Raw genomic sequence first — 8,303 nt, 5'->3', positions numbered from 1 at the left:
GATACCGATCACTAAAAGAATTGCTGCGAGTGTGAAATTTCTTACCTTTGTTGCTACTTTTGTTGTGTTTGTCATTTTTTGTTTTCCTTTTTGTTTTTGTTTTTTGTTTTAAAATGTTTTTTAATTTTATTAGAACCTTTTGATACAAATTTATATCGAAATGCTCCCCTGTCAAAAGAAAGATTTTTTAATTGTCTCGTGGCATTTTTAAAATGCGATTTTTTTAAAATGCTGTTTTTTCAGGTTCAATATTCCGAAGAAAAGTTCAATTGTCTCGAAAATAAAAATGAAATCACTGCATTTTTATCTGTTGTGAGATACAATTCTTATCTGAGAGGGGGAATTTTTAGCTCTGAGAGGGTATCACCTGCCTAATTTAAGCCGGATCGATATGCGGAAATCCTGGTTATCGCCAAAAACTTTTTGATCTGCGTCATACTTGTTATATTTTGCTGTAGAATACCACAAATAGTGGAAAAGCACCTGAGACAATTACTGCTAAACGGTACACTATTAGAGAGAAAGTGCGTTTTTAGCAAAAAATCGTGCTTTCATGCGATATCTACATATAGAGGACTGGAACATTGTAAGAAAGTTTCTTTGTCCCCGAGGGTAAAAAGCTATAAATTCACATGAAAATTAAGAAAGGGAGGGTAAAATGATAATTTTTCAGGAGAAACAAACGGGCTTAATTACACAATAATCAATAGTTAAAGCAGTCAACTGCAACATCTAATTGAATTTTGGTCACTTTCAGTGGGCGGCGGCAATGCCGCCCTATTTATTAGCCGGATTCAATATCCCTTCGAATTTGGAAAGTAACCAGTCTTTGTCTGAGATGGCGCTCTCCGCCTTTAGCTTTTTAAAATTCATTCCTATCTCTTCTATATCCTTCTTATCCGAATATCTTAATAATAGCTTAAAATATTTGATAAAGTTTTCTCCGCGCGCCTTTACGCTTGGAGAAAGCTCCTTTGTATTATAGTAATACTTTTGCGTCGTATCGAGAAAGTACCTCGCCTCCTCATAAAGCCCCAGCTCAAAGAATAACATAAAGTTCAGCTGTCTTATTCCGAATTTTAAGAATGGGGTGTCATGCTTGACCTTGATCAGATGCTCCAGGCTTTTTTCGAAGTTCTTTCTCTTAAATTCCAGGAGCGCTAACGAAAAGAACTTCATTGTGCTTCTTTGATTAGGCTCCAGCATTGGCGTGTACTTACCGATAAAATCCTCAGCCCAGTCATATTCACTCACATTCAGTGCGCTGTGAAGCATGTACCTGTAGTTCTCATTTGGAATAAATTTCTGATGATCGGGCACTATTGCGTCCAGTTTCAGCTGGAGCTTTACCATCTCGAATATCTCCTTTCTTGTACTTTCCCTTGTTTGATCATCTTTGGGTGCGTTCAGACGTCCCAGGTTGATGCTGTTAAAATCTCTGAAGTACATTAGATTCGTATTACGGCTGTAGCGCGGTATGTTCTTCAAAAATAATTCCTTCCCGGTCTGATAACTTTTTGTGTCATTTAGATCAAAAAGGGATTTGTAAATATGATAGTCAGGTATCAGGATATTTAGCTTTTCGTCGTTTTGCACAGCTTCTGAACTCATAAATTCCTCCAGGTCGAATGACTTTTTCATCTCGGATAATATTGGAGGATTAAAAGCCTGCACAAACGATCTCTTCGCTATTGTTTCGATATTGTAAGCCTTAAATAAAAAGAATAAGAACATTCCTACGGCGTTGCTTATATGCTCTTCTGCCATTGAAAACGCCTTGGCATAATCATTCTTATATGCGTAATAATAGTTTGATACCTCGAGTGAATAATGAAGACGGTTCACATAAAAGAATTCCATCTCGAATTTTTCAGTTGTGATATCCTTATCCAGTGAATTGGCGAGCCCGTTATAAGGTGAGTCGAGTCCCCTTTTACGGAACTGTTCGAGAAGCATAAACTTTCTCTCGATAGTTTTTCCTCTCAGCTCCACGATAATGAGGTACTCTTCCGCCATCTTAAATAAGAAGGAGCTCAGCTTCCTTATGCGTGATTCATCGAATTTTTCGTCTGGATATAATACCCGGAAGGTCTCTTCGGACGTGAGGTTAGGATCGTCGAAATCTGGATAAAAATCTTTGAGTGTTTCAAAGAAAGGCCTTAGGTTTCTATCACCCGCGTGAAAAGGCGAGCTAAGAAACTTATCGAACTCCTTAAATTCGACCGGACTAAATGTTTTAAATAAAGAAATCAGTTTGGTGTTCTGCATAAAAAAGGTTAGCTTCTCCAAATAACCCTTTTACTACTGATCACCCCGTACTTTGATGTAAGATACAAAATTTACAAAATAAAACACATACCAACTTAAAGAAGCGAACACTTCTTCAAAAGTAAAAGTTTCTGAGTTCACCACTTAAATAAAAATAATTTTCCATTTTTTGCGTGAAGTATCATAAAAAATTTTTATGTTTTTTACATAATAAATTTTACAACCCTTATTAGGTGCAGTATATTTTTTTATTCATATTTTTTTACACATTATATAATTCTAAAAATAATATCTTGTGTAACATAAAAAATCTCACTCGATAATTCTTTCCGTCAGCTCTTACAGACCCTAAAAATTTTTTGCATCAGAGTCATAAAATTTCCAGCAATCCGGCTATAGTTTTTTTTCTATATTTTTTAATGGAGTTTGACTTTCATATTGATACTTTTTTGCTAATATTTTCAAAGCATTTTTGCTCTTAAGGGTCTCTACTGCCATCAACCGGTACACATTTCGTAACATTGCTTACAAAATATGCGTTTTTCTAGAAAAAATACACATTTTTCAACCAAAATTCTTTAATGATTTCATAATCTTCATGTACAAAAAAGAAATCTTTCTTTGTTTGAGGTATCGATATTCTTTAATTTATATTTAAATCAACAGGGGGACAATTTAATAACTTAATCTGGCAAAAAATTGAACCTTCAACACCTAGTCAAGCGTCTCGAAAAAAAGAGTGCTAAGGTGAAGAAGATACTCGAAGAAGTTGATCAACGGGGGGACGATCTTACGGATGTTGAAAAAGCCTCATTAATTAGGCTTATTCAGGTTGGTGGGTATCTTAAGCTGTTTATTGGTAAAGCACAACGGGGAGATAACATTTCTGAAGAAGATTTGACCAAAGTATTAAAATACGAGTCGAATCACAATGACCTTGTGAAAGAATTATCTCGCTAAACCTTAAAAACTGAAATTTATATTATTTGAAGGGCTTTCTTTTGAAAAATCAAAAGAGAGGTCGTGGGATACTTATGCCCGGACCGGTAATTTCTACCGCGTAATGCTGTATATTACCGTCTGGAGGCTGTGGAATTCCTGTATATACTCTTACTACACCCATTCTTATGGTGTTTATCTTCTAATAGTCTTAAACCAGTACTAATTTCTTTGTAGAGATCACTTCATCGTTTGCTGTCAGCGAATAAAAATACGTTCCCGTATCCAGACCGCTCCTGTCCACGTTACACTCAAATGTCCCTGAATTCATCATCTCGTCGAAATATGGGGCTTCTACGACGTTTCCCATTGAATCGAATACCGTTACCGTTACCCTGCTCCTGTAAGGAAGCGCGAACTCTATCTTTATAGCTGAATCATTCATCTTCGGAAAACAATCACTTAATGAGAATGTTACCGGGGTTGTTGTAGTTTTCTCGGCTTTTTTAGCGGTTTTTAAGGTTTCGATCATGCTGTTTATCTCAGCATACTCATTAAGTAAGGTGTTTAGCGTGTTTTTCTGTAAAGTTTCCATTGTTTTTAGGTTTTTTTGTTTTTTATTATGTTTTTTATTTTTTTGACTCTTCTTGTCTCATTCTAAATAAACATAACCCAATTAGACCGCCAAACCAAAGAAAGATTCCCGGAATGTCTCGAACGGGAAGGAGGTCTATATACCTAAGTACCTGTTAATAAACCGGATAAAATATTCGATTGTCTCGAAAGGGAAATTTTGAATAAAAAATGAAGGATTTCGGAAGGTGTGCTGATAAGTGAGCAGATGATCATCCTATAATTCAGAAATCTGTAAAAACGTAATTTTTAGCCTCTTTTAGGCACAAATTTTTTAAAAAAATTTCACTTTATTCGTCAACAACAACGTTTTCAAAAATAGTTATATAAAGAAGTATAGAGGTTCTTTGTGAGGTATATGTGCGTATATGAGGTCGCGGACCCGGTAAACAGGTAATAATTGTCCGGCGAAATATTTTCGCGTAGATTGTCTACTTTTTGTAGTACAGCCTTATATTATATAGTAAATAACCGTTCTTTAACATCAATAGCGCTTCGGCGCGGTTTACTTGCTCATTTATACTGCGAGAAGACATGAAAGACCTGAAAGAAAAACTCGAATTAATAGCCATGTGTTTGAAAATTTCCTACTGGATAATTGTCATAATCAAGGCTCTGGTTTCAAAGGTGTAATAAGTGCAAAGCCTGGCGAATGCCGGGCCGGTTTCTTCTCATTAAAATAAAAAAAGCCTGCATTTCTGCAGGCTTTTTGCTTTTACAGCTAATTGCTTAGATCTTCTTTATTCTTTAACCACTTTCAGTTTATTCTTGTGCTCTTCCACTTCCTGTTTGGCTTTCGACTTCTCGTCCTTAGATATCTCCTGGCTCTTCAAAAGCTCCTCTGCCCTTGCCAGAGCCGCTTTCACCTTATCCGCGTCTATCTCCTCCTGGCTCTCTATAGACTCAGCCAGTATGGTTGCCTTGTTCTTGCTCACCTCAAATATTCCCCCGCTGATAGCGAATATCTGCTCACCGCCGTCCGTGCCCTGTATCTTCACCTTCCCTATTCCGAGAGTCGTCACGAATGGAGCGTGGTTCGATAGTACCTGGAACCCGCCCTCTATGCCCGGCGCGGATACTGACTTCACTTCCCCGCTGAACACCTTCCTGTCCGGACTTACTATTTCTAGATTTATGTTCGTTGTTTCCAAATCTTATGCGTTCATTTTTTTAGCGTTCTCTATTACTTCGTCTATTGTTCCCATCAGGTAGAATGCGTTCTCTGGCAGATCATCCACTTCACCGTCCAATATAGCCTTAAAGCCTGCGATCGAATCCTCCAGCTTTACATATCTTCCCGGTCTGTTAGTGAACTGCTCCGCCACGAAGAACGGCTGTGAAAGGAATTTCTGTATCTTTCTTGCTCTCGCTACAACAAGCTTATCCTCGTCCGATAGCTCATCTATACCCAGAATGTTGATTATATCCTGAAGGTCTTTGTAATTCTGAAGCAGTCTCTTTACTCCCTGCGCAACTTCGTAGTGATGCTCACCAAGAACTATCGGGTCCAGGATCCTCGATGTTGATGTCAGCGGATCCACAGCCGGGTAAATTCCCAGCTCGGAGATCTTTCTCGAAAGCTCTGTAGTCGCGTCAAGGTGAGAGAATGTAGTCGCCGGTGCCGGATCTGTATAGTCATCAGCAGGTACATATACCGCCTGAATAGAAGTAATAGAACCTTTCTTTGTCGAAGTGATCCTTTCCTGTAGGGTACCCATCTCAGATGCAAGTGTCGGCTGGTAACCTACCGCCGATGGCATACGTCCGAGAAGCGCCGATACCTCTGATCCTGCCTGTGTAAACCTGAACATATTATCGATGAATAACAGCACGTCTCTGCCCTCTTCATCCCTGAAATATTCTGCTACGGTCAGTCCCGTTAGCGCAACTCTCTGTCTTGCTCCCGGAGGCTCGTTCATCTGTCCGAATACCAGTGATGTCTTGCTCAATACGCCCGACTCGGTCATTTCCAGGTAAAGGTCGTTACCTTCACGTGTTCTTTCACCTACTCCAGCAAATACTGAGTAACCGCCGTGCTCTTTCGCGATATTGTGTATCAATTCCTGTATGAGAACCGTCTTTCCTACACCTGCACCTCCGAATAGACCGGTCTTTCCGCCCTTTGTATACGGTTCGAGCAGGTCGATAACCTTGATCCCTGTTTCAAACATCTCCTGCTTTGTCGAGAGATCCTCGAATTTCGGGGCTGGTCTGTGTATCGGTAATCTCATCTTTGTACCAATCGGTCCCTTACCGTCGATTTCCTGTCCTGTTACATTCAAAAGTCTTCCCAGCACTTCAGGTCCTACAGGTACTGATATCGGCTCGCCCATGTCAACACCTTCCATTCCTCTTACAAGTCCGTCTGTACTATCCATCGCTACCGCTCTTACCCTGTTCTCACCGAGGTGTTGCTGTACTTCCACTATCAATGTATCTTCTACATCCTCTATGGTTTTCCTCTTTATATGTATTGCATTATTTATAGCAGGAAGTGTACCACCTGCAAAATCCATATCCACAACAGGTCCTATGACCTGAACAATTCTGCCTATGTTTTGTCCGTTACTTGACATTAATTACGGGTTTAAAATTTTTTAAATAAACCCAAATATAGCCATTTTCGATTTCAATTCAAATGCAGAAAACCATCTAAATCAGACAAATTTTGATGATAATTAAGAATAACTACCTGCATTGTCCGTGAGGAAACTCGTTGCAATCATATCGGGGTAAAGCAGTGGGGCGGTCCAAAAGATCGGCTGGTTCGATACTTCGTGATTCTACATTAAAAGCAAATTTACAGCCATTTTGTATGAGTATTTTTTCGGATTGTTCGTTAAAGGAATGAAAACCTCCATATGGGTAGCAGAATGTTCTTATTTGCAAGCCTCCTGTTGCCCCATCCAAAAATCCAAATGAATCAGCTACTTCATTCCTTTGCTCATCATCGCTTAGCTTGCTCATAACAGGGTGGTTCACCGTATGGCTTCCTACGATCATTCCCTCATCATGCATTTTTTTTATCTCCTCCTGTGAAACGTAAAAATCTTTTATCAATTCGTCCTCATTAAGAAATTCTTTCATCAATTCTATAACGACCGGTCCCTGGAATTCATATCCTATATAATAGTTCAGGATTCTTTTTACCATTTTTGTATATGCGTCGTTATCCTGTTTATCGTAAGTATTTGTCGTGAATTCTTTTATGTCCTTGTGTGTGAGCATGTCATCTTCTAACTTGCCAGTCAGCGCATCGAAGATCCTTTTACCCCCATAAGTACCCAGCAAAAGATGGATCCGGTGAACGTTCAAAATACTTTTATTAACAAATGGTCCCGTTGGAATATAAAATACTCCCCATAATCCTCTCTCTCTAAGGATAGGCAGGACATACTCAAAATGATCCTTAAACCCATCATCGAATGTCAATACCACTCCGTTGTAGGTTTCTCCTGTCTCAAATGCTCTTATAAAATCATCCCGCGATACAAATCCCTCTTCCTTCTCAAAAAAATCCAGCTGTTGCTTAAAATCATCCACGTTAAGGAATTTAAAGTAAGGTAGTTCCTCGCTTGGCTCCCTGACGTAATGATACATGATCGATTTCATAGAGGAATTATTTAAAAAGGTCGTTTATAACTATCGGATTCTCCATGCATTTTTTATCCTTTACATTAAGGTACTCGTCTATCATTCCATTGGTGAGATTTTCATATGCGGTGACAATAGACTCTTCCGTAAAATCTTTCTTTTTATAATATCTTTCGTTCGCGGGTATTTCAGGCTGTTTCATCCCAGTAATATTGTCAAATCCGGCTATGATGGAGGCATAAACTTTAGTCATGTCTTTTATAAGCCTGTTGCCGATCTGGTGTATCGAATCCCCGCTCACGATCACAGGTCTAATCTGGTGAATTATCTCTCCCGTATCTACACCTTTATCCATGTACATAAATGTAGCCCCGACAAATTCAAGCTCGTTATTTACAAAAGGCCAGAAATTCGTTCCGCTCCCCCTGTAATACGGGGAAAGTCCGAGGTGAACATTTAAGATTTTATGAGGGAATTTTTCCAATAGAGGATCCTTTATAATCGAGCATCCATAGGCTATTACCAGATCGGGAGATAATTCTGCTATTTCGTTTACTCTCTCATCTGAGTTGATCTCGCCTTTGACAATAAACTCAGGGTTTGAGTTGTCCTCCGTCGTATTAACATATAATTCAAAGAAATCCCTTTCTACCTGGTCTCTCGCATTCAAATGTCTCTGTCTTAGCTCATTATTTTCCTGTGCGCCTACAACAGCCTGAATACTCTTCTCTTTTCCTTCGCAGAAAGTTTTTAAAACGTCTAAACAATTGCTTAGACCAAGGTACTTTCTGAAAAACGAATGCCTGAGCTCACTGCCAGTCAGGATAACTATTCTTTTGTTCATCGGTTTCATGTAAATAAATATTGGA

7 protein-coding genes are annotated in these 8,303 nt (G+C 38.9%); 1 reads left to right on the top strand and 6 read right to left on the bottom strand.

Going from position 1 to position 8,303, the window contains the following annotated elements; translation table 11 throughout:
• Window positions 1-777 precede the first annotated feature (777 nt).
• Entirely contained in the window at window positions 778-2,268 is a 1,491-nt protein-coding gene (locus H6614_12470; protein MCB9244480.1) for a hypothetical protein, read from the bottom strand.
• Window positions 2,269-3,015: 747 nt separating this feature from the next.
• On the opposite strand from H6614_12470, the gene H6614_12465 reads away from it, so the two are divergent.
• Complete coding sequence (locus tag H6614_12465; protein ID MCB9244479.1) at window positions 3,016-3,228, top strand: hypothetical protein; 213 nt, start codon at window positions 3,016-3,018, stop codon at window positions 3,226-3,228.
• A 190-nt stretch (window positions 3,229-3,418) separates the two neighbouring features.
• On the opposite strand, the gene H6614_12460 is transcribed toward H6614_12465, so the two are convergent.
• From H6614_12460 to H6614_12440, 5 genes are all read right to left on the bottom strand, one after another.
• Window positions 3,419-3,802 carry a T9SS type A sorting domain-containing protein gene (locus H6614_12460; protein MCB9244478.1) on the bottom strand — a complete coding sequence of 128 codons (384 nt, stop codon included), beginning with the start codon at window positions 3,800-3,802 and terminating at the stop codon, window positions 3,419-3,421.
• Between the two features lie 778 nt (window positions 3,803-4,580).
• On the bottom strand, window positions 4,581-4,991 hold the full coding sequence (atpC, locus tag H6614_12455; GenBank protein MCB9244477.1) for an ATP synthase F1 subunit epsilon: 411 nt from the start codon (window positions 4,989-4,991) through the stop codon (window positions 4,581-4,583).
• Between the two features lie 3 nt (window positions 4,992-4,994).
• Entirely contained in the window at window positions 4,995-6,416 is a 1,422-nt protein-coding gene (gene atpD / locus H6614_12450; protein ID MCB9244476.1) for a F0F1 ATP synthase subunit beta, read from the bottom strand.
• 112 nt (window positions 6,417-6,528) lie between these two features.
• Window positions 6,529-7,452, bottom strand: coding sequence for a polysaccharide deacetylase family protein (locus H6614_12445; protein MCB9244475.1), 924 nt, complete (start codon window positions 7,450-7,452; stop codon window positions 6,529-6,531).
• Window positions 7,453-7,459: 7 nt separating this feature from the next.
• Window positions 7,460-8,278, bottom strand: coding sequence for a hypothetical protein (locus H6614_12440; GenBank protein ID MCB9244474.1), 819 nt, complete (start codon window positions 8,276-8,278; stop codon window positions 7,460-7,462).
• Window positions 8,279-8,303: the final 25 nt, after the last annotated feature.

It is taken from the genome of Ignavibacteriales bacterium, from assembly GCA_020635255.1.
Classification (GTDB): domain Bacteria; phylum Bacteroidota; class Ignavibacteria; order Tepidaquicellales; family Tepidaquicellaceae; genus JAEYVS01.
Note: the sequence above shows the minus strand (reverse complement) of the source record. Positions and strands in the feature narration are given on the sequence as shown.